The organism is Duffyella gerundensis, assembly GCF_001517405.1.
Taxonomy (GTDB): Bacteria; Pseudomonadota; Gammaproteobacteria; order Enterobacterales; family Enterobacteriaceae; genus Duffyella; species Duffyella gerundensis.
Map to the genome: position 1 here is coordinate 2,224,124 of NZ_LN907827.1, position 23,576 is coordinate 2,247,699.

Annotated in this window: 27 protein-coding genes; 6 read left to right on the top strand and 21 right to left on the bottom strand. The window is 51.4% G+C overall.

The genetic code is table 11. From position 1 onward, the window contains the following. Positions 1-71: 71 nt before the first annotated feature. The 8 genes from EM595_RS10355 to EM595_RS10385 form a co-directional block, all read right to left on the bottom strand. Positions 72-2,369, bottom strand: coding sequence for a replication endonuclease (locus EM595_RS10355; protein WP_082691659.1), 2,298 nt, complete (start codon positions 2,367-2,369; stop codon positions 72-74). Further along, positions 2,370-2,981, bottom strand: coding sequence for a hypothetical protein (locus tag EM595_RS10360; RefSeq protein WP_067431355.1), 612 nt, complete (start codon positions 2,979-2,981; stop codon positions 2,370-2,372). A 2-nt stretch (positions 2,982-2,983) separates the two neighbouring features. Beyond that, entirely contained in the window at positions 2,984-3,205 is a 222-nt protein-coding gene (locus tag EM595_RS10365; RefSeq protein WP_067431361.1) for a TraR/DksA family transcriptional regulator, read from the bottom strand. Continuing rightward, a complete protein-coding gene (locus EM595_RS10370; protein ID WP_067431364.1) occupies positions 3,205-3,432 on the bottom strand; it encodes a DUF2732 family protein in 228 nt (75 codons plus the stop codon). Before EM595_RS10370 ends, EM595_RS10365 begins: the two co-directional genes overlap by 1 nt. A 69-nt stretch (positions 3,433-3,501) precedes the next feature. Then, a complete protein-coding gene (locus EM595_RS10375; RefSeq protein WP_157883868.1) occupies positions 3,502-3,885 on the bottom strand; it encodes a hypothetical protein in 384 nt (127 codons plus the stop codon). A 2-nt stretch (positions 3,886-3,887) separates the two neighbouring features. Further along, a complete protein-coding gene (locus EM595_RS20670; protein WP_071852509.1) occupies positions 3,888-4,073 on the bottom strand; it encodes a phage filamentation protein Fil family protein in 186 nt (61 codons plus the stop codon). 7 nt (positions 4,074-4,080) lie between these two features. Next, entirely contained in the window at positions 4,081-4,590 is a 510-nt protein-coding gene (locus tag EM595_RS10380; RefSeq protein WP_067431367.1) for a phage regulatory CII family protein, read from the bottom strand. A 31-nt stretch (positions 4,591-4,621) separates the two neighbouring features. Next, positions 4,622-5,023 (bottom strand): hypothetical protein, encoded by a 402-nt coding sequence (locus EM595_RS10385; protein ID WP_067431370.1) that lies wholly within the window; start codon positions 5,021-5,023, stop codon positions 4,622-4,624. 113 nt (positions 5,024-5,136) lie between these two features. Here EM595_RS10385 and EM595_RS10390 point away from each other — a divergent pair, with 113 nt between their 5' ends. Together EM595_RS10390 and EM595_RS10395 are read left to right on the top strand one after the other, a co-directional pair. Then, positions 5,137-5,982, top strand: coding sequence for a phage repressor protein CI (locus EM595_RS10390; protein ID WP_067431373.1), 846 nt, complete (start codon positions 5,137-5,139; stop codon positions 5,980-5,982). A gap of 72 nt (positions 5,983-6,054) precedes the next feature. Beyond that, the gene (locus tag EM595_RS10395) at positions 6,055-7,419 is read left to right on the top strand and encodes a hypothetical protein (RefSeq protein ID WP_067431376.1); all 1,365 of its coding nucleotides are present in this window, start codon (positions 6,055-6,057) and stop codon (positions 7,417-7,419) included. A gap of 409 nt (positions 7,420-7,828) precedes the next feature. On the opposite strand, the gene EM595_RS10400 is transcribed toward EM595_RS10395, so the two are convergent. The 5 genes from EM595_RS10400 to EM595_RS10420 form a co-directional block, all read right to left on the bottom strand. Then, on the bottom strand, positions 7,829-8,209 hold the full coding sequence (locus tag EM595_RS10400; RefSeq protein ID WP_067431379.1) for a VOC family protein: 381 nt from the start codon (positions 8,207-8,209) through the stop codon (positions 7,829-7,831). Between the two features lie 176 nt (positions 8,210-8,385). Beyond that, positions 8,386-10,032 (bottom strand): methyl-accepting chemotaxis protein, encoded by a 1,647-nt coding sequence (locus tag EM595_RS10405; protein WP_067431382.1) that lies wholly within the window; start codon positions 10,030-10,032, stop codon positions 8,386-8,388. Between the two features lie 348 nt (positions 10,033-10,380). Further along, positions 10,381-11,694: a CitMHS family transporter gene (locus tag EM595_RS10410; protein WP_067431385.1), complete on the bottom strand. Its 1,314-nt coding sequence runs from the start codon at positions 11,692-11,694 to the stop codon at positions 10,381-10,383. A gap of 345 nt (positions 11,695-12,039) precedes the next feature. Beyond that, a complete protein-coding gene (gene traT, locus EM595_RS10415) occupies positions 12,040-12,771 on the bottom strand; it encodes a complement resistance protein TraT (protein ID WP_067431387.1) in 732 nt (243 codons plus the stop codon). After that, complete coding sequence (locus tag EM595_RS10420) at positions 12,758-12,973, bottom strand: hypothetical protein (protein ID WP_067431390.1); 216 nt, start codon at positions 12,971-12,973, stop codon at positions 12,758-12,760. The genes traT and EM595_RS10420 overlap by 14 nt, the downstream gene beginning before the upstream one ends. Before the next feature lie 111 nt (positions 12,974-13,084). On the opposite strand from EM595_RS10420, the gene EM595_RS10425 reads away from it, so the two are divergent. Further along, positions 13,085-13,342 carry a hypothetical protein gene (locus EM595_RS10425; RefSeq protein WP_067431392.1) on the top strand — a complete coding sequence of 86 codons (258 nt, stop codon included), beginning with the start codon at positions 13,085-13,087 and terminating at the stop codon, positions 13,340-13,342. 445 nt (positions 13,343-13,787) lie between these two features. Here the strand turns inward: EM595_RS10425 and EM595_RS10435 are convergent, their stop codons facing one another. The 3 genes from EM595_RS10435 to yobA are packed head-to-tail and all read right to left on the bottom strand — an operon-like array spanning position 13,788 to position 15,433. Next, positions 13,788-14,129, bottom strand: coding sequence for a YebY family protein (locus EM595_RS10435; protein ID WP_067431396.1), 342 nt, complete (start codon positions 14,127-14,129; stop codon positions 13,788-13,790). Between the two features lie 46 nt (positions 14,130-14,175). Continuing rightward, on the bottom strand, positions 14,176-15,054 hold the full coding sequence (gene copD, locus EM595_RS10440; protein WP_067431398.1) for a copper homeostasis membrane protein CopD: 879 nt from the start codon (positions 15,052-15,054) through the stop codon (positions 14,176-14,178). A 1-nt stretch (position 15,055) separates the two neighbouring features. Continuing rightward, a complete protein-coding gene (gene yobA, locus EM595_RS10445; RefSeq protein ID WP_067431402.1) occupies positions 15,056-15,433 on the bottom strand; it encodes a CopC domain-containing protein YobA in 378 nt (125 codons plus the stop codon). A gap of 149 nt (positions 15,434-15,582) precedes the next feature. On the opposite strand from yobA, the gene EM595_RS10450 reads away from it, so the two are divergent. After that, complete coding sequence (locus EM595_RS10450; RefSeq protein ID WP_067431405.1) at positions 15,583-15,813, top strand: DNA polymerase III subunit theta; 231 nt, start codon at positions 15,583-15,585, stop codon at positions 15,811-15,813. Between the two features lie 2 nt (positions 15,814-15,815). Then, positions 15,816-16,478 (top strand): exodeoxyribonuclease X, encoded by a 663-nt coding sequence (gene exoX, locus EM595_RS10455; protein ID WP_173645371.1) that lies wholly within the window; start codon positions 15,816-15,818, stop codon positions 16,476-16,478. A 5-nt stretch (positions 16,479-16,483) separates the two neighbouring features. Here the strand turns inward: exoX and EM595_RS10460 are convergent, their stop codons facing one another. From EM595_RS10460 to EM595_RS10470, 3 genes are all read right to left on the bottom strand, one after another. After that, positions 16,484-18,541, bottom strand: coding sequence for a prolyl oligopeptidase family serine peptidase (locus EM595_RS10460; protein WP_067431407.1), 2,058 nt, complete (start codon positions 18,539-18,541; stop codon positions 16,484-16,486). A 116-nt stretch (positions 18,542-18,657) separates the two neighbouring features. Continuing rightward, positions 18,658-19,314 carry a tellurite resistance TerB family protein gene (locus EM595_RS10465; protein WP_067431410.1) on the bottom strand — a complete coding sequence of 219 codons (657 nt, stop codon included), beginning with the start codon at positions 19,312-19,314 and terminating at the stop codon, positions 18,658-18,660. A 112-nt stretch (positions 19,315-19,426) separates the two neighbouring features. Then, entirely contained in the window at positions 19,427-19,753 is a 327-nt protein-coding gene (locus tag EM595_RS10470; protein WP_067431414.1) for a YebG family protein, read from the bottom strand. A 135-nt stretch (positions 19,754-19,888) separates the two neighbouring features. Between EM595_RS10470 and purT the strand changes: the two genes are divergently transcribed. Then, complete coding sequence (gene purT / locus EM595_RS10475; RefSeq protein WP_067435387.1) at positions 19,889-21,067, top strand: formate-dependent phosphoribosylglycinamide formyltransferase; 1,179 nt, start codon at positions 19,889-19,891, stop codon at positions 21,065-21,067. A gap of 61 nt (positions 21,068-21,128) precedes the next feature. Here purT and EM595_RS10480 read toward each other — a convergent pair whose 3' ends face one another. Together EM595_RS10480 and zwf are read right to left on the bottom strand one after the other, a co-directional pair. Continuing rightward, on the bottom strand, positions 21,129-21,767 hold the full coding sequence (locus tag EM595_RS10480; RefSeq protein ID WP_067431417.1) for a bifunctional 4-hydroxy-2-oxoglutarate aldolase/2-dehydro-3-deoxy-phosphogluconate aldolase: 639 nt from the start codon (positions 21,765-21,767) through the stop codon (positions 21,129-21,131). A gap of 206 nt (positions 21,768-21,973) precedes the next feature. Then, on the bottom strand, positions 21,974-23,449 hold the full coding sequence (gene zwf / locus EM595_RS10485; protein WP_067431420.1) for a glucose-6-phosphate dehydrogenase: 1,476 nt from the start codon (positions 23,447-23,449) through the stop codon (positions 21,974-21,976). Positions 23,450-23,576: the final 127 nt, after the last annotated feature.

The following is a 23,576-nucleotide window of genomic DNA, read 5'->3' on the forward strand; positions in this document are numbered from 1 at the left end:
TAACAACAGTATCACGCAGATTAGAAATCGTAAACAATCGTATGGTTCGGATTAGTCCGACCGCTTATTTGTTAAGCAGGCTTCGCCGTTGAGTGCCTGGCCGCTAGCGCCTGGAAACGCTCCAGCGGTGACGGTTTTATTGGCTTGCCTCTGTATAGCTGACCACGGCTGCCGCTCCAGTACGTTTGCCCTCCAATTTTGACACCATGCCCACGCATCATGCGTGTTACTTCTCCGGCTGAAAGCCGCATACGTGAGATATCAAAGACAGTAGTTTGTAAGTTCTCCCCTGCTTCGTTGATTGTGGGCGGGCTTGTTACTTTTTTATGAGTTGCGGGCTCTTTACTGCGTATTCGCGACAGTAGTTTTCGCCGCTCTTTACGTGGTTGCGGCTTTGAAAAGTCGAATTCTGTACATGGCTCATCGGCGGGCTTACCTGCTCCCGTACAGTTATTGACAGAACTCCAAGGGGACGCGGACGCGTCCCGAAGTTCAACACCCAAATCAACGGCACGCTTCGGCACAATCTTCCACTGTGCGAGCCGGGTCAAAATCGGGGTATCTTCACCAACAGACGTGGCGTAAACGCCCTTGATGCGCACAGTCTCCTCGCCGTACTCGTTGCAGTCTTCGCTTGCCTGATACCAGGTGCGCACGGCCAGCTCGTCACGCTTCACGAATGGCCCACCCTGCGCGTTAACGTATTCAGCCCACTGCCCGGCATCAGCTGCATCATGCACGGCTGCAAACTCAACGCTCAGGCCGTGAGCGGTTTCACTGTCAGCCATGCGGCGCAGTTCACGATAAACCGTCACCGGCGCACCACCGACAAACTGAAACTGGCGGATGTGCCAGCGCGCCGCCCAGGCAGAAACGGCCGGGGCGGTTTCCTTTAGTTCTTTGCCGCTTTCGTCGTCCAGCTCGCCGTCGAGCGCATAGCCGTCGATGTTCTTTGAAATGTATTTAGCCACGTAACCGGTGGCGCTGCCTTTCTCCGGATCGATGGCTTCAGGGTGAAAGCGCGCTTTTCTGGCTTTGTCTGTGGTCAGCTCATGGCCATCTTTTTCAAAAGCGTAAGCCTGGATGATGCTGCGCACGCGCTGCACATCTTCAGGGCGCATAAACATCAGCATATGCCAGTGCGGCGTGCCGTCATGGTGTGGCTCGGCAACACGAATGCCAAAGATGCGGATGTCTTCCCGGTGGAGCTTGGCGCGCACCTTCTGCCAGACGTTGCAAAGGTAACGCTGCGTTTCGGCCGGGCTGGCACCGTCCCATTTACGGTTACGGTGGCCGGTTTTGATTGTGGCGTGAAAGCGGGCTGGCGCCGTCAGCGTGTAGAACTCGCCAACAAATCCCATTTCATTGCAGATATTTTCAAAGCCACGGATGCGGGTCATCAACTCGCAGCGACGAATAGCCGGATTGGCCACGCTGCCGTCGTACTTCTCAATCAGGCTGATGCGGTTGCCATCCTCATCTTCAAGCTCCATGCCTTTGAGAAACTCGCGGGTACGGCGCTTTTGCTCGCGCCATTCAGATACGGTCATGTTGCTGGCGTAGGGAGTATGTTTCTTGCTGACGTTGGCCAAGGCAATCTGCAGGTGTTCACGCCACGATGCAGCGACGCGGCGCAGGCGCCCTTTCCACCATTTTTCTGTCTGCATACGCATGATCGCCGGGGTGACTTCTTCCGGGTCAAAAAGACGTGATGTAACTTTATCCCACAGAGGCGGTGTCTGGTTCAGTTCGCGGGTGATGGTTGCGGCGGCCATATAAACACGGTGCGTATATTTATAATCTGACTCATCGCTGGCCTGAGCATGGACCTGCACCATTTCCGCCAGGATAAAATTAGCAATATCGCCAGCCAGCAGATCCACATCTGCGCGAACCATGTCAGGCAGCCGGTTATAACGCTTCATCAGCTCCCATAACATCGCTGCTGCATGAGCCGCACCTTGTGGTTTAGCCTGATTACCAGCAAGCATTGTTGCGATGCTGCGATTCATCTCATTAAGTCGGTATTGAGCGCTGACGCATTCAACTCGTGGCAATGTGCGCTCAACAAAGGTTTTTGCAAAGTACGCATTGGCACGGGCTATGCCGTTTGTTTTTTCCAGCTCGCTGATACGCCGTTTTACATCGAGTTGCACGATCGAAGGTTGTACAGCCAGCAGCTGCTGCGCATGCGACAAAGCCGCAATCATTTGATCGCGGCGATGCTGTTCGTCATAGGTAAGATAAGGACTGGCAATAGCTTCCCGTGGAATGTTCCACGGGTAAGCGTATTCTTGCTGGCTTTTAGTTTCAGATTTAGAGTGTCCTCTCTTATCATTTGAGAGAATGGACGATGCCTCAGAAACCATTTACAGACCGCCTTCACTACACGGATCGTATGCATTTCCCGCTCGACGCGTCTTAACTTCCAAACGCTGCAAAACTTTTATCAGCGACCGACATGTGTGCCGCTTGTGACGCGTTTTTGAATCAGACGCAAAATTACGAAGTTGAGCGCTGGCTTCCCGAAAAATCCTGTCGAAATGAGCTTGCTCGTCGTGTGCAATGGAATACCGAAGCAACGTAGCCACATCGCGAAGAGTGGTTAAAAGTAGTGCTGACCTCATTGAAAAACGTAAGCCAACAATATGAGAACACCCGAGTACGCGGATTCCTTCAGTGGGAGACAGTGGAATCTCTAGAGTCAGATATTCATATAGCGGTTCAGGCAACAAAGAAGACTGTTGCGTTTTTCCGTAGCGGGGAGAGGCAATTTCTTCCAATGCCGACAGAACTTTTTCTTGTTCCTGAGCATTTTGGCGAGTTTCTGGCTTCGCTCGTAGCGGGCAATGTTTATCCTCTTTGGTTTGGCCGAGTTGATACGGCTGATACGCCAGGGTGTCGAGATGGGCAGTATCCGTTATATTCCCCTCGAACAATTTAATTACGGTGTTGGCAGGGCTGTTTGCTGCAAAATTCATAATTAATGACCTTTGAAGTGAGTAGCTTTGAGTTCAAATATTTGCTGGCAGCTGACGCAGCGAGTAACACCATAAATAGCCCGGCGCCGCGCTTCTGGTATTGGCGTGTCGCACTCTTCACAAAAGGAAGCGCTGACCGCCACCGGACGATGAATGATTTGCGCAATGCTACGGGCAAGCACTTCTTCACTGCGTTGTTGCGCCATGTCGATTGCGTCAGCCATTAGTGCAGCTCCCTTGATTCATTTCCGTAACGCTCTGCTTCGCGGCGAATCAGTTCGGCGGCTTCAATGCCGTTTAACCCTTGCTGATGAACATGCACAGCCAACTCTGCCAGGCGTGCAGATACAACCAATGCACGATCTCTGCGTTCTTCACTGCGGGCTTTATTCAGCATCGCGGTCATTGCTTCCACATCAGCGGTGTAATAATGGGTTTCGATATTTCGCATTTAACTCTCTCCAGTTTTGGGCAAAAGAATGCCCGACGGGTTTACGTCAATTATTTCGATACGGGATTTTTAATCAGGCAGAAAACAATCCGCAGTTGAGAACCGATGCGGCAGGATATTTCCCCAGCGCACTATTTTATTCATGGCAATGATGATTAACTCTCGGCGCTTTTCATCAAAATGCTCGAACGGCCGGCCAATCTCGTCTTGCTTAAAAGTACCCGGGTGTTCTCGGTTTGCCAGTGTTAAAACACAGAATTTAAACTCGTCATTCTGGCGATTAAAATATCTCAGAGCCGGATTGCTGTTGTTGTCTCGCATCTGTCGCCAGCTTTTCCGAAACTCATCAAAAGTCATTCTTTCAACTTTATCTACACGAGCATGTACCAGACGAATTTCGGTAAAAGATGCCGGTGCGTTCTTACCTGTCAGTGCGAGAGCGGCGTTTGCCATATTTAACCCCCGATAAAACATTTGATGCGCTTTAATACGCTTTGGCGCTTGGTGGACAGTTCACGCAACAACTGCTGCTGATCGTTGCAAGGGTGCCAACGCTTACATGATTTAGTTGCTATCCAGCCATGTCCAAAAGATGGCGACTGATTCTGGCGCTTGAGCAAAGGCGCAATTGAAAAGGACATAACCACCTCAGCTCAGACCGATTGATGCGCCGAGCCCGCTGATAGCATCAACCGTCGATGCCATAGTGGGATTTGCCTGGATACGTGCCTGTACAGCCAGAGCGGCTAATGTCAGGCAGCGGATGCCTGTATTCACGTTTTGCAGCAAGCCGCGTTTGCAACTCGCGGTCATACGCTCAGTAGATATTGCACCAGCAGCAAGCTGGCCGATCTCAGACGTAGCCTTCATGACGTAAACGGGAAGGCTTTCAGTGGCCAGCTCATTTACTGCGACTGCTGGCAGGCAGTTAAGCTGAGAAAGCGCGCCATCCATCAGCGACATGTCCTCAGTAATGGCAATTAGCGATAGCATTTCTTTAACGGTGAGTTCGTGGAACTGTTCCGGGTTGAGCTTGTTGCGCAGCGTCTGCGGTTTAATCCCTGCCCTTTCCGCCAGCTTTGCCAGGTTGTGTCGATTAGCAAAATCACGGCATGCATTATCAAAATGTGGATGTGAAGAAAGCTCAAAATCAAACATGTTGGAATCCTTTCAAACTTGCAAAATCAAATTAAGGTTTGATGTAGCGACATTTAAGTGCCTGTTGACGGTTTTTTTCACGCCATGCAGCCACGTTGATAAGGGGATTTCCATGTTTGGTCATGGTGGTTTCTACAATCTCGCCCGTCTTCTTGTTCTTACGAGCCTGGGTATAGGTAACAGACGGTGTTGGTGCCAGAAGGACAACACCATTGGCAATCCATTTTTCCAATACAGACATGCTGATACGGTTAGCAGAGGCGAAATCCTGCTTTGACATAGTGGGCGAAGTAGAGAGCGAGACAGCCTTCTCTACTGCCTCGTTTACCGCTTCACTTAGCGCAGGCATCAGAATAGCCGCCACGCTGGCAATGAAGTCTTTGGATTGCACCAAGTCAAATGCGTTCTGGCTGTTTGCATTTTCAGTATGCATAACGCAATATCTCCTGTTAGTTAAACGTGTTCTATGGTGTTACATGTGGTGTGCTGACACTTTAGATCCGTTTTTCTTATCTGTAAATAATAAAATCAAATTTAAGGTTCTCAATGCGTATTGAAAATGCCGTTGGTGCGGAAGTTTTAGAGAGAATGCTGTCTGCCTATGGCTTTAGCATGCAGAAAGAGTTAGCAGAACATCTAGGTATAGCTAAGAGCAATGTCGCTGGTTGGGTGCAGCGTGGACAAGTTCCAGGGAACGCTATTGTTCAGTGCGCACTTGATACTGGCGCTGATCTAAATTGGCTGATTAATGGCGAGCTTGAAAAAGCAAACCCTGTAACCTTTTCAAAGCCTGATCCCGTCGGTAAAGCTCTTTATGAAGAGGTTATGGCGAATGGTGGCAAACCTGTACTCCGACGGATCCTCGATGCATATGGTTTTACTATGCAAAAACAGCTTTGTGATTTGCTTGATATCTCGTCGGGAACAGTAAGCACTTGGATACGTCGCAATTATTTTCCTGGTGACGTGGTTATTACATGTGCGCTTGACACTAATGTATCATTACGTTGGTTGGCTACAGGTAAAGAAAAAAAATTCAGCATGGAAGGACCATTAAAGTATGAAAATTGCATTGTAAGGAAAGCGCTTAATGCTGGTGTAATTGAGTATTTAAGTGAGTGGTTTTTAGACTTATCATTCCTTCCCCAGCAGCCATTGTCACCAGTTTTCATAAGCAGTAGGGTAGGTTCGTGGGTAATCGACGAAAAAGTAACAAGCATTAGTAATGGTCGCTGGTTACTAGGGATTAACAATAAATTCGATATCTATGACGTTGCGGTTTTACCTGGAAATATGATAAAGATACAAAACAAAAACTTAAACTTTGATTGTAGCATTGATGATATTGATATCGCTGGAAAAGTAGTGGTTACAATAGAATATAATCTATAAATAGACTTAGCAACTAGATGATGGAATCCCTCCAAATCTAATTCATTTAAAAATTAATATTTATGAGGTTTTATGAGCTTGATTGTTGAAGGAGTTAATTCTTTTTACGAAAAGGTCACTTCTATCCTTTCTTATTTTGAAGATGATGGTGAATATTTTTTAGAGAAAAATCCACAAAAAGAAAAACTATTTTCTAACACAATAAGCGCAGTTAGGAACGTAAGAAGAAGATTAAGGTCCGTACTGAAAATAATTACGGATGACAATATTGCAGCTGAAAAATTCATTGCTTTAAATGGTAAAAACATAGAGGCCGCATCAGCTAGATTTAGTAGGAACTTAAATTACCCTACATCCATTGAAATTATTGAAGAAACTCTAGAAGTTTCTTCTAACATAGTAAGAATGGCACGTGGACTCCGAGACTTTCTTAATGAATATGCGCAAATGAATATTGAGAACAGTCAAAGAAAAATTAAATTAGAATCTATTGATGACATTTACACTAAAACAAAATTCCTTTCTGACGAAATACAAAAAGAATATGAAAAACTTTCATTTTTCACAAATAAAATCCAAAATCAGCAGAAGAAAATAGACAGCTTAGAATCCCAATATCGAGAATCAATAACACATATATCTTTTAATGAAGAAGATCTTAAAAATAAAATATCTTTTATTGAAAAAAGCTATGTTATATCTAAGGACTATTCAGAGACACTCAACAAAGTTGATAGCTATGTTTATGAATTGGATGAAAAATACTCAAAAATAAAAGGCGACATTGATAAGCTTGGACATCGATCAGATACAATCAATGGCATCCTTGAGAAAAAACTAAAAGAAATAGATGATATAGTGAATCAAGCTAATGATGCTTTGGGCAGTGCAAGTAATGTTTTACTCGGGGGGCATTTTAAAGATCAATATGAAAAATCTAAAGAAGGCGCAGAGCGATGGCTAATAGTCGGAGGTTTGTTTCTAATTGGCGCTATTATACAATGCTTGTTTGCTGTATTTTATACTGGGAACATACCATCTCAAACAGCAAATAATGCACATTTAGACTATATGTTTTCAAGATTACTAATTGCACCTCTTTTTTTGATAGGAACATGGTTTTGTGCAAGTCAATATATAAAGCAAAAAAACATAATTGAAGATTATGCTTATAAAAAAGTACTCTCACTTTCATTGCTTTCTATCAAATCTGAAATTGAAAAAACAGGTGTAGAAAACACCAATAGTTTTATTCGGGCTATCCAAAGCGAAATTATGAAGTCTCCATTAGACTCTCTTGAACGCAAACATTACAGCAAAGAAATTAAATTATTAAAAGGCGCTCACTCTGAAATGTTAAGAGACATTCTCTCAAAGAAGAAAAACAAAGAAAAAAACAAAGAAAAAAACAAAGAAAAAAACAAAGAAAGCGACTAAGTTATCGGCCTGCAAGTAATTTTTTGCAGGCCATTTTAAATAGATGGTTTTGATAGCAATAAATATTTCTTTGAAACGATCGGCTTTTACGTTAATTCCATTTCTTTCAAAAAGCTATAGCAAGCCAAATGATCGCCAAAGGAGACTGTAACCTATTGATTTTAAATAAGCATAATAGTATTCGGTCTTTTTTTAGCAACTTAACTACTTCTGGATACAAAACTTCCTCCATGCTAACAGGGCTACTAACCCTGACTGGTTGACTTTATGTTCAGGCAAAGCTCAACATCAGGAATCCTCACAGGAACCTTTTCATTTCTAAAATTGTTATCCATTCCCTTACTTCAATCGCCTCTCATCCCCTGAACAAGCAACCCTCTCCAATAGCCAAACCTCATCCTGCCCCTTCTCACTCCTCATATCTCGCCAACTCAATCAGGTTTAAATCCGGGTCGCGTACGTAAACCGAGGTAATTGGGCCGCGAGCACCGGTGCGCGTAACCGGTCCTTCGATGATATGGGTTTGTGTGGCGTGCAGATGCGTAATCACCTCGTCCAGCGAGATGTTGCATATAAAACAGAGATCCAACGAGCCTGGCACCGGCAAATGCGCCTTCGGTTCAAACTCATGGCCATACTGATGGACGTTGATTTTCTGTGCGCCGTAAACCAGCGCCTGACGATTTTCACCGAAGGTAATCAGCTGCATGCCCAATACGCGGGTGTAAAACGCTGTGCAGGCTTCTGCGTTGTGGGTGGTTAACACCAGATGATCCAGATGGTCGATCATAACTCATCCTCTGTTTTTTAGGCGGCGCTTAATTGTACCAGGCGGAAAGCGAAATCGAGGTGAGGATCTGTTGCGAACTGTTGCTGTGGGAAGAGAGAAATACTACTGCGGATTTAACGGCAATGGCTACGGCGAAAATATCCTCCCCGCCAGAACGGGGAGGATCGCATCAGAAGTTAAAAGCTCTCCCAGCTGCTGTCGCCCGCGGCAACCGGCTGTTTGACACTCAGAGGCGCCGGACGACGAAGCGCTTCCTGCGGTTTATTTACCGCATGATGGTCGCCGATCATTTTGAATGAGGAGACCAGTCGGGTCAGGGTTTCCGCCTGATCCTGCAGCGAACGGGAGGCAGAAGATGCCTCTTCCACCAGCGCGGCGTTCTGCTGGGTCACTTCATCCATTTGGCCAATCGCCTGATGCACCTGCTCAATGCCCCGGCTCTGCTCAATAGCGGATGTCGCTATTTCATGCACGATGGTGGCCACCTGATTGATCGCATCGGTGACTTTTTCTGAGTTTTCACCCACGCCCGCCGCCTGCTGTGCGCCGTTCGCGACCTGCTGCACCGAGGTGCTGATCAGATCTTTGATTTCACGGGCGGCAGACGATGAACGCTGCGCCAGATTGCGCACTTCGCTGGCAACTACCGCAAAGCCGCGGCCATGTTCACCGGCGCGGGCCGCTTCAACCGCGGCGTTCAGTGCGAGGATATTGGTCTGGAAGGCGATACCTTCGATCAGGCCGGTGATTTCAGAAATCTTACCGGAGCTGGTGCGGATATCTTCCATGGTGGTCAGCATCGCTTTCACCGAACCGCCGTTTTCTGCAGAGAGTTTGTTGGCCGCGTTAGCCAGCGCGCTGGCTTCATCGGCGCTGAGCGAGTTGTTTTTCACCGTTTCACTGAGCGCCGCCATGCTGGCCGAGGTCTGCTCCAGCGAGGCCGCCTGCTCTTCCGTGCGCGATGAAAGATCTTCGTTACCGGCGGCAATCTGCGTTGAGCCGGTGCTCACCGACAGCGCAGAGCTGTTTACCGAAGATAACGTCTCAGAGAATTTGCGCATCAGGCGGTTAAAGGCAGCGGCGGTTTTGCCAATTTCATCATGACGGCTTTCATCAGCCAGGCGTGATAAATCCAGGCTGTTGCTGACGTCGGTCATGGTATTTTCGATGCCGGTCAGACTTTTTCGAATGCTAATAATGGTACGGAAGGCGAAAAAGCTTAATAAGACGATAGCAGCAGTCACGCTGGTGGACATAATCCAGAACGTCCGGCTGTAGGTTTCATTATTTTGCTTTCTGAGTTCGTCACCAATTTTAATGTTAAGCTCAATCTGATTATTTAGATCCGTAGCCAGTTTCCTGCCAGCAGTACCAATGCCTGACTCGCCCTGTAATAACGCGAGCGAAGCATTTTTATCCTGTGCACGTGAGGCGGCGATAAAAGCGGGCAGCGCAGCTTTAACCGCATCAATATCGCGATAGATCTCTTCGCTCATTTGACGATCTTCGTCATTTGATACGTCATTCTTCAGATAGTGATCGGTCAGCGTCTTTAGCTCATCAAGAATTGAGTTGATGTGCTGCTCCGCTGCAGGCATGCCAGACGCATCGGCCAGCGTTTGATGGCGGTAGAGCGCAATGCCAAGGTTGCTGGAAGCGCTGATCGATTTGTTGAGATCCTTGATGCTGGGTATCGAGTTTGCCTGCACATATTCAAAGCGCGACTGAAATCCCGATATCACCGACAGAGACATAAAGGCCAGCACGCAAAGCGCGGCAGCCAGCAATGAAAATGTTAAAAACAACCGCTGTGTAATTGTCATGCTCACCCCATCCTCAAAAAGTGTAATAAACGAAAAGGCGGCATTGTGCCCCTGAACAGGAGTTATCGGCTGGCGGGTTTTATACTTTATTGGGGACAGCGTTAATTAATGATTGATGGTTAGTCTTTGCGCTAAACCTATTATTACGCTGCTTTTTTTGTTTGTAATAAAATATTTTCTTTTATGATTAACGGAAGTTGTTAATTTTATTAACATTGCGATCGCCGCTGCTGAAGCATTTAACGGCTTATTTCTTCACGCCTTTATTTATGCAGGGTTAAGGTAATGTTGTATGTCGGCGCGAAGTGGCGATACTGCGCATCGGCTGAGCGATGCGCAGTGTGTCATTCAGGAATGATAGAACGGGAAAGCACCAAAAATGATGCCGCCGAGCAGCAGAGCGAAGCTAACCAGCAGCCCCCATTTAATGGCGAAACGTTGATGGTCGCCGATATCCACTTTTGCCAGGCCCACCAGCAGATAGACCGACGGCACCAGCGGACTGAGCAGATGGAACGGCTGGCCGATGATCGAGGCGCGGGCAATCTCTTCGGCTGAAATGCCATATCCCGCTGCCGTTTGGGCGATAACCGGCAAGATGCCGAAGTAGAACGCATCGTTGGACATAAAGAAGGTAAACGGCAGGCTGACAATGGCGGTGAAAACGGCGAGATAAGGCCCAAAGCTGTGCGGAATAACCGCCAGCAGGCTTTTCGCCATGGCATCAACCATACCGGTGCCGGATAAAATACCGGTGAAGATACCGGCAGCAAAAATCAATGAGGTCACGGCCAGCACGTTGCCAGCATGCTCATTGATGCGCGCTTTCTGCTGCTCCAGCGTGGGATAGTTCAGCATCACCGCCACCGCAAACGCCATCATAAACAGGATCTGAATCGGCATTGCGCCCATAACCAGCAGCACCAGCAGCACGGTGGTCAGAATGAAGTTGGGCCAGAACATTTTTGGCCTGCGGTTCGCTTCACACTCTTCGGCGTTGCCAAAGCCCAGGCTGATGTCGTTGAGATGCTGGTTATCTATTTTAATCACGCCCAGCCGACGACGCTCAAGAATGCCAAACCAGAGCGCCATGCCCACCAGCGTGGCGCAGGCAAAAATCATCGCCGGAATCATTGGAATAAAAATATCAAGCGCGTCGATACGCAGCGCTGCCGCGGCACGCGCGGTTGGCCCGCCCCACGGCGAAAGGTTCATGATGCCGCTGGCCAGGTTAATCAAACAGGTCATCGCCAGGATGTTCATGCCCAGCTTACGATAGAGCGGCAAAAACGCGGCGACGGCAATCATATAGGTGGTGGAGCTGTCGCCATCCAGCGAAACCAGCAGGGTCAGCACGGCGGTACCGACCAGCACTTTAAGCGGATCGCCGCGCACGATTTTAAGGATAAAGCGCACCAGCGGATCGAACAGACCGGCATCGATCATGATACCGAAGTAGAGAATAGAAAAGGTCAGCATCACGCCGGTCGGTGCCAGCGCTTTCACGCCGGTGAGCATCATGTCGCCCAGACCATGATAAAAACCGCCAATCAGCGCAAACACGGTCGGTACAATGATCAGAGCAATCAGCGCCGACATCCGCTTGGTCATGATCAGGTACATGAAACAGGTCACCATGGTAAAACCCAATATGGTCAGCACAGGGCACTCCTTACAGCGTTAGCAGGCTCACAACAGAGGCACACCTTCCATTCCAGTGGGTTATCAAAAGATCGCTTAACCGCACCAGAATCTATAGGCATTTTTGCCAAATGGTTGTTTTATGGTTTATTTGTTAATTAAGCTAACAATAAAATTTAACAATTATGCATCTTTTGAGCGAAAAAGTGATGGTCTTCAAGCTTTCGATTTTTGCACGGGAGATTTTGTGATGAATATCGTGTTACCGGTATCCGTTACAACCAGTCATTATCAGAGTGAGTTAAGGAAGAGGCAGGAATAAGGGAGAAAGCAGAACGGCGGCACGGGTGTACCGCCGGAAAACATTTACATAATGCCAGCAACCGACTTTGCCAGTTGCGCTTCCAGTACCGGTTTCGCCTCTTCAAACTTAAGGTTAACCTTGTTGGCATTGGAGACCACACGCGTCTGGTACTTGATGCGGTTGCCCTCTTCGCTGCTGGTTTGCAATTTCACGCTTGCGGTGCCCTGACGCAAGGCCGAAACGCTGTCCGTGGTGACGCTGGCTTTGCTGCGCTCGGAAATTTGCAGATCGGTGACCATGGTGAAATTAACATCTTCAACCAGCGCATCTGCCGCCAGCCCGGCCAAGCCTGCCGCTAAGCCAATGCCCAACACCGCACCGCCGGAATTACCGTTATAGGCGCTAATGCCTGCACCAAGCGCTGCACCGGTTGCCGCGCCTTCATAGCCTCCGCCCAGCATGCCCTGTGCAGTGCGCAGATCCATTTTCTCCGCTTTTAACACGTTGGCCTGGATCCAGTAATAGGCGCTGTCCGGCGAGGAGGTAATGGTAAAGCCTTTTGCCCGCAGATCGTTCGCCAACAGCGTCTGCAAATCGCTCATATCTTTATCGGAGGTGTTACGCACCTGCAAATAGACGGTTTTTTCGCTGGATGGCTCAAGCCAGATGGTTTGGCTCATTTGCGTTTTGACATCGAGGTTACGTTTTTTAATCGCGGTGCCCATGGCGCTACAGCCTGAAAGCACAAGGCACGCAGCAACCAGGGTTGCCAGAAGAGTATTACGGGTATTCATGTGGGGTTTCATTGTCAAATTCGTTCAGGGCCAACCTGCCCCCGGCGCGCTCAGTGACTGAATGCCTGCGAAAAGAGAAGCTTTCCGTAGCGGCGCCGCTTTCGTTATCGGATAGCACCTGCGAAACTTGAATGATTTTAATCAATGGCTTGGCGTCGTCAGGCGTGAGGTTGAGCGTCCGCCTCGCTTTTTCGTCAGCCATGACGCTTAGCGCTACACGTCAGCCATTAACTGGTTTACAGTGCTCGCCTGCGCGTTTGGGCGGAAGCCGGAGCGTCACCACACAACAATAGAAAACCGTAAGGATCCTCACATGACACCTGTAACAGCACTGCTGGGTTTAATGGCAGGCGCATGGTCAGTACGCAGCATCTGCATCAAAACGCAGAGCACGCCAAAAAAAGTGATCAAATCGATCGTTGCCGCCGGTTTCTTTTTAGGTCTGGGTGGTCTCGGGGCGGAAGAAGATAAGTTTGTACCGGTAATGATCTTATTAGCGGTGGGCGCCGTTATTCAGCTTATTGCCAATAAAAGAGATAAATCCGCCGCAGAAAAGAATAATAAAATCTAATCGCGGCGCAGCTGCACTATGACTCTGTTATCCCAGCCACCTGCGCGCCTGCTTAATACACACGCATTTATAAACCAGGCGATGGATAACGACGCCACAACGGCATTCGGCGTGAAGATAGATACTGGGATAGGCGCGCCCATCCGGCGCTGTTGCGGTAGTGTGTTGCCAGCTGATAATACGCCAGCGATGCCAGTGCGGGATCACGGCAGGCTCCGGTTATTTAGCGTGGCGCGATTCTGAAGTAATTTTTAGCGGCGTCCGTTGATGAATATCAATTAACGCGCCAAGCCTGGGCGGCGATGATTAAAAAGCGTAAAAATGCCCATCAGAATCATATTTAGTGATTACCCTGGCTTTGTGTGAAATAACTCATTTGATGGTGTGAGGAAGGGTTCTATTCAGTAATATGACCGGAACGGTATTCCGGTCATATTCAGCATTATTACTTGTCACACAACTGTTGTGCGCGATCAATAAACGGCTGCAGGCTCATTTTTTGCTGCGGATCTTTAGGATCGTTAAGGCGAATCACGTCAATTGACTGGCCGCGTGCTTCACCGCTGTTCACTTTCGCCTTAGCACGATCGTTCAGCGGATAAGGCATCAGCGTGCTGGGATTAATAGCAAACAAGGAGCCATCTTTCTCACAGGTCAGCATCACTTCTTCACGGTTAAATGCCCACTTTTCTTTGCCCACTTCAAAACGGCTGACGGTGATGATTTGTGCCGCCATGGCGTTGGCGCAAAAGCCCAGCGCCAGCAGCAGGGAAATGCTCTTTTTCATGCTTAACTCACTGTATCTGCGGCGCCCACGGCGCCATTTGTCGATATCAAACCGGCGACAGCGTGGCAAAAATGCTGACCAGCGCCACCACCAGTAAGGCTAAAATCAATTCTGCCTGCGTCAGACGAATAAACTGTTGCTGTGCCCTGTCGCCCGCCGTGCGAAAACGTGGCACCAATACATAGCGATTGATCAACGCAATCGCGATCATCAGCATCACCAGCACTACTTTGGCCACCAGCAGCTGATAATAAAGCACCCATGCGGGCAGTTGCCAGTCAGCAATAAACAGGCTGTTCATTACGCCGGTGAGCACGGCCAGCGCCACCGCCAGATGCCCATAGCGCGAGAAGCGCATCATGGTGCGGATCGCTTCCTGACGTAAGGCCGTCTGCCGGGCATGGCGCATCAACAGGCACATCGGCAGCAGCCCGCCAGCCCAAAAACTGGTGGCGATCAGATGAATCGCCTGGTTGAGCCGGTGTGCGCTGCCGATGACGCCGTCGTGCATCGCCGCATGCCCCACCAGCGACAACGTCGCCAGTTGCAGCAGGCCACTCACCAGCAAAGCGGGCTGGCACAGGCGATGACGCATCAGCAACAACATGCAACCGATCAGCCCTAACAGCAGCTGCCAGCACCAGGCGCGACCAAAGCCGGTGGTTAATACCGCCTGCCAGACCGACGGCACCGCGATGTTATGCCAGTCACCGCTCATCAGCCCGGTTTGCACCGCCAGCATCGCCACCGCGCTAAGCAGTGCGATGATCACGCCAGCGCTAACCGGCATGGAGAGCGCCAGTGCCAGCCGCGGTCGATAGCGGCGCGGTGCCAGCCAGACCGAAAAAAACAGGCTGCCGGTCATCAACATCAAACTGCTAAAATGCAGGCCGCGCAGCACAATATAAAAGGTTGCCAGCGTCATCTTACTTTACGCTAAAGCTATATTTTCCCTGCGTCTTATGGCCATCAACCGAGAGCACATGCCAGTCGACCTGATACTCTCCGCCAGGCAGCGGCTTCTCAAGCGGCACAATCATCTGGTTATGTTTGGCGGCGGTACGCCCGACTTTACCGGTTGGCATTGGCTGCTGTTTTTCGTTGGTCAGGGTGGCACCGCTGAACGCGGGTTCAATATCCTCAGAGAAGGTCAGCGTCAGCGCCTGAGGCGAGGCCTCAACCTTCGCGTTAGCCGCAGGATATTGATTTTTAAGATGAGCGTGAGCCAAAGCCGCCGGTGAGACGAACAGCGCGGTGGCTAACGCCGAGGCCGTTAATAGCGGCCAGCAAGTGATTTTCAGCATCGTATTATCCTGTTGTGTGCAGGCAATCTGCAATCTGGCGCAAGGATACTCCGCAGCAGGAAAGCTGTCGAGGCGCCGGGGTGCTATCCGCCACCTTGCTAATCAATGCTTTCTGCATTATTTTTGCCGCTGCTTCAGAGGAGAACAGCATGAGTCACAATCTCGCTCGCCTGGAAAAGGCAGAGAAAGATAAAATTAACGTCGAGTTGGCCGCGGCCGGTGTAGCGTTCAAAGAGCGTTACAATATGCCGGTGATCCCTGAGATGGTTGAGCGTGAACAGCCTGAAGCGCTGCGTGATTGGTTTCGCCAGCGCCTGATGCATTATCGTCAGGCATCGCTCGCCTTCTCACGCCTGCCCTATGAACCTAAGCAGAAATAAGCATGACATTGCTACGCGTTATTGATACCGAAACCTGTGGCCTGCAGGGCGGCATTGTCGAAGTCGCCTCAGTTGACGTGGTCGACGGACAGATCGTTAATCCGATGAGCGATTTGATCTCTCCCGACCGGCCAATCAGCCGTCAGGCCATGGCGATTCACCGCATCACGCCCGCCATGGTGCGCGGCAAACCGACCATTGAAGAGGCGATCGCCCGCTATCACGGCAGTAGCCATTACGTGGCGCACAACGCCAGCTTTGATCGCCGCATGCTGCCAGCGATGCCCGGCGAATGGATTTGCACCATGACGCTGGCGCGGCAGGTTTGGCCGGGTCGCAAATATGGCAACCAGGCGCTGCGTGAGAGTTTGCAGTTGCAGGTGGAGCCGCCTGAAGATCTGTATGCGCACCGGGCGCTGTACGATTGCTACGTCACCGCCGCGCTGCTGATTCGCATTATGGAAACCTCCGGCTGGGACGCGGCCGAAATGGTAACCCGCATGCAGCCCGCCAGCGGCAGCGAACACCTGCCGTTCGGCAAGTATCGCGGTCAGCGCATCGCCGACATCGCTGAGCGCGATCCTGGCTATCTGCGCTGGCTGCTCGATAACGTGGCGGATTTGCGCCGCGATCTGCGCAGCGCCCTGATCAAACACCTTGGCTGACGCCCCTATGCCGGGGCGCCGAGTGTGCCCTGCATCAGCGCGATCAGGAAGGTGTACTCCAGCGCCACGCCCTCATACGATTTGAATCGTCCCGATTTACCGCCGTGGCCGGAATCCATGTCCGTACACAGCAACAGCAGATGATCGTCAGTTTTTAGCTCCCGCAGTTTTGCTACCCATTTAGCCGGTTCCCAATATTGCACCTGCGAATCGTGCAGGCCGGTGGTCACCAGCAGATGCGGATAGGCCTGCGCGCTGACGTTGTCATAAGGGCTGTACTGTTTGATGTAATGATAGAACGCGGCATCCTGCGGATTGCCCCATTCATCATATTCGCCGGTAGTCAGCGGAATCGACTCATCCAACATGGTGGTAACCACATCCACAAACGGCACCTGCGCCACCACGCCGTGAAACAACTGCGGCGCCATGTTGATTACCGCGCCCATTAACAGGCCGCCAGCGCTGCCGCCCATGGCGTAGAGCCGCTGTGCATTTCCGTAACGCTTCTGCACCAGCGCTTCTGCAACATCGATAAAGTCGTGGAAGGTATTGAGCTTGTTCATCAGACGGCCATCGTCGTACCACTGCTGGCCCATTTCGCCGCCGCCGCGCACGTGAGCCAGCGCAAAGACAAAACCCCGATCGAGCAGGCTCAGGCGGCTGGCGCTGAAATCGGCGTCCATGCTTGAACCGTAAGAACCGTAGCCGTAAAGCAGCAGCGGATTAGCGCCAGGCTGAAAGTGTTCGCGGTGATAGACCAGCGAAACCGGCACCTCCACACCATCGCGCACGGTGATCCAGATATGCTCGCTTTTATACTTGCTGGCCTCAAAGCCTTTAACCTGTGACTGCTTCAACACCAGTCGATCGCCGGTCTCCATATCCAGTTCAAACAGCGTGGCGGGCGTGGTCATTGACGAGTAGCCGTAGCGCAGCTTGTTGGTCTCCGGCGTCGGGTTCCAGCCCAGCCAGGTGACATAGGCTGGATCGTCAAAGGCGATACCAAAGCTTTCGCCGGTTTTACGGCAAATTTGCCGCAGGCTGGTCAGGCCGCGCTGACGCTCTTCGACCACCAGCCAGTCACGGAACAGCTGAAAATCTTCCAGCACAACATGTTCGCGTGGCGCGATCAGCGGCTGCCATGCAGATTCCTGTAGCCGCTCGCTGCGGTAAAGACCAAAGTTTTTGCCTTCACGGTTTGAGCGAATATAGAAATGATGCTGATAGTGATCGAGGGTGTATTCGTGATCGGTACGACGGGGAATAAACAGCTGCGGCTGCGCATCAGCGTATTCGGCATCAACCAGATGAATTTCGCTGGTGGTGCTGCTTTGCAAGGCAATCAGAATGAAATGCTGGGAAGTGGTTTTATGCACGCTGACGTAAAACGTATCATCCTGTTCTTCATAAACCAGTTCGTCGTCCTGCTGCGGCGTACCCAGCCGATGGCGCCACACCTGCCAGGGTAGCAGCGTCTGTTTGTCCTTGCGCACGTAATAAATGGTTTTGGCATCGTTTGCCCAGGCAAAGCTGGAAGAGACGTTATCCAGTAATTCCGGATACCAGCCACCGGTCTCAAGATTGCGAAAACGAATGCCATATTGCCGACGGGAGAGAAAATCTTCGGCCAGGGCCATTACCTTGTTATCCGGACTGACTTCCAGCCCGCCCATGGTGTAAAAATCGCTGTGTGCGGCGCGCTGGTTAGCATCCAGCAGCAGCTCCCACTCTTCATCCGGACTGCGATCCTCCGGCTGACGGCGATAAATCGCGTATTCGTTGCCCGGCTCATAGAAGCTCTGATAGCGATAGCCGTTTCGCACGTAGGGCACGCTGTGATCCTGCTGGGGAATGCGACCAATCATCTCTTCCAGCAGCTGATCCTGCAGCGCCTGCTGGCTGGACATGATCTGCTGGCCGTAGCGGTTCTCCGCGCGTAAATAGTCCAGCACCTCCGGATCGGCACGCTGATCGTCACGCAGCCAGAAATAGTTGTCGATACGCGTGTCACCGTGCAGCGTAAGGGCATGCGGTTTTTTAGAAGCAACAGGTGGAGTCATGGCAATTGAACCTTAAGTGAAACATATCCTAAGGTTGGCAGGTGCCATGATGAATGCCAAGGATTAACCAGGAAAAATCTCATGAAAAGCAGGCCAGCGAACGCTGGCCAGATCGGTCAGGCGGAAAGTTGTTTTTTCTCCGCCCGGATATCATTTTCAATGCCGTCCCGCACGTCCTGCGGAATTTTCAGGGCGTCACCCAGCGCATTGAGGTAGCTACGCTCCATAAAGTGATCAACATCGATAGCCGCGCAGCTGAGGAAGTAAAGTTCCAGCGCCTCTTCCTCATTTTTAATGCCCTGCGCCAGCCATTGCGGATCAAGCGGGCGATCAATCGCCTGCTGAATCAGTTGTTCACCCGCGGCACCAATACCCGCTTCCTGCATACTGCGTTCAATCGCTTTACGCTCGTCACTATCGATGTGACCATCGCTTTTGGCGGCAAACACCAGCGCCGCAATCAGTCGCTCGGCACGCTGATCAACCGGCGTGGCGCTCTGCCCAAACTGCGGATCGTCACGATGGGTTTCGCTGACGCGCTGTTTGTATTTGTTCCACAACACCGCACCCGCTGCCGCACCGCCGCCAATGATCAGCGCGTTTTTGCCATACTTTGCCAGCAGCTTACGCGACGAACCGTTTGCCACCAGCAGGCCAGCCAGGCCACCCAGCGCACCGGGCGACAACATCTTGCCCAGCCCTTCGATTCCGCCTTTTCCACCGCTGCTGCTGTTACCCAACACCGACTGCAGTTGTTTTAACCAGTTATTCATATTTTTTATTCCTGAGTTGCATCGCGGAATAAGCGTAGAACATTCGGTGTCAAGAACCGTCAGCGCAGGAAAAGACCGGAAAACATCAGCTTATCGGCAGGTTGCCAACAAATTACGCGGCATCAACCGCACGGATTTTCGCCGTGCTTTTGCCTTTGGTCGCTTTCTCGGCGGACTCGCTCTCATCAGCCTGCGCAGCGGCATCCGGCTGCTTGCCGGTGCGCAGAATGTGCTGCAGCGCATCTTTATTTTCCGCCAACCACAATCCCAGCCCTTCGTGCTGCGCTTCATCAAGCGGCAGGCTGCTGCTTTCAAACCATCCGGTGAAGGCCTCAGCAAGGTCCAGCATTTTGTCGTAAGCATCAGCCTCTTTTTTGCTGGCAAAAGTCATTTTCTCGGCACCCTTTCTGACAACCACATATTGAATTTCTACGGCCATAACCTGCTCCAGGTAACTGTGTTTATATACAGTATATCAGCGATGGGGTTTAAAGCAAGCCTGACAACAGATGCCTGCGCAATCGTTTTCGTTTACACTGTGCGCGGTTTTTTTTATCCCTTTCAGGTGGTGCTTATGAAAAATTTTGGAACGGCTCTGCGTCCGGCGGCCACTCGCGTCATGCTGCTGGGTTCAGGCGAACTCGGTAAGGAAGTGGCAATTGAGTGTCAACGGCTCGGCATTGAGGTGATCGCGGTCGATCGCTACGCCGATGCCCCGGCGATGCACGTAGCGCATCGCAGCCATGTGATTAACATGCTGGACGGCGCGGCGCTGCAAAAGCTGGTTGCCGAAGAACGCCCTGATTTTATCGTGCCGGAAATTGAAGCGATCGCTACCGATATGCTGGTTGAGCTGGAAAAAAATGGACAGCATGTGGTGCCCACCGCCCGTGCCGCACGGCTCACCATGAATCGTGAAGGCATTCGCCGCCTGGCGGCTGAAGAGCTGGCGTTGCCGACGTCGAGCTATCGCTTTGCCGACAGTCAGGCTGATTTTGTTCAGGCGGCAGAGGCGATCGGCTTCCCTTGCATCGTCAAGCCGGTGATGAGCTCATCAGGTAAAGGGCAGAGTTTTGTGCGTGATGCCACGGCGCTTGATCACGCCTGGGAATACGCACAGCAAGGCGGACGTGCTGGTGCGGGCCGCGTTATCGTTGAAGGCGTGGTGAAATTTGACTTTGAAATCACTCTGCTAACCATCAGTGCGGTCGATGGCATCCATTTCTGCGCGCCGATTGGCCATCGTCAGGAAGAAGGCGACTATCGGGAATCCTGGCAGCCGCAGCAGATGAGCGAGCTGGCATTGCAGCGCGCGCAGCAGATTGCCGAACGCGTGGTAAAAGCGCTGGGTGGCTACGGTTTGTTTGGCGTTGAGCTGTTTGTCTGCGGTGATGAAGTGATTTTCAGTGAAGTTTCTCCGCGTCCACACGACACCGGTATGGTGACGCTGATTTCGCAGGATTTATCGGAGTTTGCGCTGCACGTGCGCGCTTTCCTCGGCCTGCCGATAGGCGGCATTCGCCAGTTTGGTCCCGCCGCTTCGGCGGTCATTTTACCCGAACTGCACAGCAGCAACGTACAGTTCAGCGGCCTTGCCGACGCTATCGGTGCCGGTTTACAGCTGCGGCTGTTTGGCAAACCTGACATCGCTGGCAGACGCCGCTTAGGCGTGGCGCTGGCCACCGGTGAGGATTGCGAACAGGCCGTAGCGCGGGCCATTGCCTGCGCCTCCGCGGTCAGGGTCAGCGGCTAAATCCAGTGGCATAAAAAAAGGCGCATTGATCTGCGCCTTTTTTGTGTCTGCATCGCGTAACTTAACGGGCGCCGGCTACCGCCTCACGCGCCAGTTCAGTGATGCGGTTCCAGTCGCCCTGCTCCAGCGCATCGGCTGGCACCAGCCAGGAGCCGCCAATGCAGAGCACGCTTTTCAGCGCCAGATAGTCACGGTAGTTAGCTGGCGTGATGCCGCCGGTTGGGCAGAAGCGCACCTGTGGGAAAGGTCCGGCAATCGCCTGCAGCGCTTTCACACCGCCGTTGGCCTCAGCCGGGAAAAATTTGAATTCACGCAGGCCATAATCCATACCGGTCATCAGTTCAGAAACGGTGCTGATGCCAGGAATCAGGGGGATCGGGCCGTCGGTTGCCGCTTTCAACAAGGATTCAGTGATACCAGGGCTGATCACAAACTGCGCGCCCGCTTCCGTCACTTCATGCAGCTGCTGGGTATTCAACACCGTGCCAGCGCCAACAATCGCTTCCGGCACCTCTTTAATGATGGCGCGCAAGGCCTCCATGGCAACCGGCGTCCGCAGCGTCACTTCCAGCACGCGCACGCCGCCAGCAACCAGCGCTTTCGCCATGGGAACGGCATGCTTCAGATCGTTGACCACAATTACCGGCACAACCGGGCCTGTTTTTAACACCGTTTCCGCGCTGACTTTCCAGTTTTTCATCGTGTGACTTCTCCTCGCTGGCCGGATCGATACCGGCTGATTGATGCGGTCAGTGGCCGCATGCTGTCGCAATTCCGGGAACTACCATACATGATAGCTTTGTCTGACGTCCAGATAGCACATGAGCAAATTGAAACTGTGGTTCATTTTTTTGCCCTAACCTACAGGCGTAAAAAAACCCGCCGTGGCGGGTTTTGTTTTAAGCGTTACTCAAACTCATTCCATGAGCGGCCATCGCGGGTGATCATCGCAACAGAGGCCACCGGCCCCCAGGTACCTGCCTGATAAGGCTTAGGCACGTCGTTGTCGTTTGACCATGCATCGATAATGGAATCAACCCATGTCCATGCCGCCTCAACTTCGTCACGGCGCACAAACAATGCCTGAATGCCGCGCATGGTTTCCAGCAGCAGACGCTCGTAGGCATCGGCAAGGTGCGATTGGTTGAAGGTCTCGGAGTAGCTCAGGTCAAGCTTGGTGGTTTGCAGATTGTGTTTGTGATCGAGGCCCGGCACTTTGTTGAGGATCTCGATATCCACACCTTCATCCGGCTGCAGGCGAATAGTCAGTTTGTTCGGCGGCAGCTCTTTCCATGACTCTTTAAACAGGTTCATTTCCGGATTTTTAAAGTAGACCACCACTTCTGAGCATTTGGTTGGCAGGCGTTTGCCGGTACGCAGGTAGAACGGCACGCCAGCCCAGCGCCAGTTATCGATATCAACCCGAATCGAGACAAAGGTTTCGGTGCTGCTCGATTTATCGGCGCCCTCTTCATCGAGATAGCCTGGTACTTTGTGGCCCTGCACAAAGCCGCCGGTGTACTGACCGCGAACGGTTTTTTCACGCACGTTGCTGTGATCGATGCGGCGCAGGGATTTCAGCACCTTCACTTTTTCGTCACGAATGCTGTCAGCGCTGAGATCGGATGGCGGCGACATGGCGATCATGGTCAGCACCTGCAGCAGGTGGTTCTGAATCATGTCGCGCATCTGGCCCGCTTTGTCGAAATAGCCCCAGCGGCCTTCGATACCCACTTCTTCGGCCACGGTAATCTGCACATGATCGATGGTACGATTATCCCAGTTGTTGGCGAACAGCGCATTGGCGAAACGCAGCGCCAGCAGGTTGAGCACCGTTTCTTTACCGAGATAATGGTCGATGCGGAACACCTGGCTTTCGTCAAAGTATTCGCCGACCTGGTCGTTGATTTCACGCGAGGTTTCCAGCGAGGTGCCCAGCGGTTTTTCCATCACTACGCGCGCCGGCTTTTCATTCAGCTTTGCTTTGCCTAAGCCTTTGCAAATCGCGCCAAAGGTACTTGGCGGCATGGCAAAATAGTTGATGGTGGCGCGGTTTTTCTGGTCCAGCATTTTACCCAGGCGGGGAAAGTGTGAGGTTTCATTGACATCAAGGTTGCAGAAATCGAGTCGGCTACTGAGTTTATCCCACAGCGCTTCGTCAATTTTCTCCTTCATGAAGGTTTCCAGCGCTTCACGCACCACCTTGGTGTAAGCGGCTTTGTCCCAGTCGGCGCGGCCAACGCCAATCACGCGCGTCTCTTCATGAATCTGCCCGGCTTTTTCCAGCTGGTATAGCGAAGGCAGCAGTTTCCGGCGAGCAAGATCGCCTTTGGCACCGAAAATCACCAGATCGCATGCCTGGGCTGTTTGAGTTACCGCCATTTTCCTCTCCTCGTTGCAGGATAGGCCGGACTGCAAAAATCCTTCGCAGGTCAGACCTTTATTGTAATTTCTAACGACACAATGTACTGCTTTTCGCGGTTCCGGGTAAACCAGCGTGGCACGTCAG